Annotated in this window: 1 protein-coding gene; it reads left to right on the top strand. The window is 42.1% G+C overall.

The annotated features are described in order from the left end of the window. The coding region (locus R7Q48_RS28640; protein ID WP_318133721.1) for a deoxyribonuclease IV at nucleotides 1-334 on the top strand (334 nt) is incomplete at its 5' end. Nucleotides 335-620: the final 286 nt, after the last annotated feature.

Raw genomic sequence — 620 nt, 5'->3', positions numbered from 1 at the left:
TTGTATTGATACCTGCCATACCTTTACGGCTGGTTATGACTTACGTACAAAAGAAGATTGCGAACGCACTTTTGCTGAATTTGACCGTATTGTGGGTATGCACTATTTGCGAGCAATGCATCTAAATGATTCAAAAGTAGAGTTTGCTAGCAAAGTGGATCGTCACCATTCTTTAGGTAAAGGAGAGATCGGGTGGGATTGTTTCGAGTACATTGCGAAAGACTCTCGTTTTGATGGTATCCCTCTGATTTTAGAAACAATTGATCCGGACATCTGGCAGCAAGAGATCAACACACTGCGCCAGTTTCATTTAGCCGCTATTAACAACCAATAATGTAATCGCAAAGTTGGCACCTTTCTTTCTTAGTCGCTTAAGTCAATTTGAATTAAGAAAGAAGGATGCCACTATGTCTCGACCACTCTCTTTTGCTCCCTATGCTTACAGTCGCCGCGTACTGCGTCTGCCGATGCCTAATCGCCACATTACTGGGCAAGGTCATTTTAGAACGCCGCAGAAGCATTAGCCTTTTATTACTGTCCTCAAGTATTGCTGTTCTCAAGTTCGTGGTAAGTTTTTGTTTGTTTGGGTTTCGCTCGTTAGAATAGAAGCAAAATTTAGG

This window comes from Vibrio sp. 378, assembly GCF_033339435.1.
Note: the sequence above shows the minus strand (reverse complement) of the source record. Positions and strands in the feature narration are given on the sequence as shown.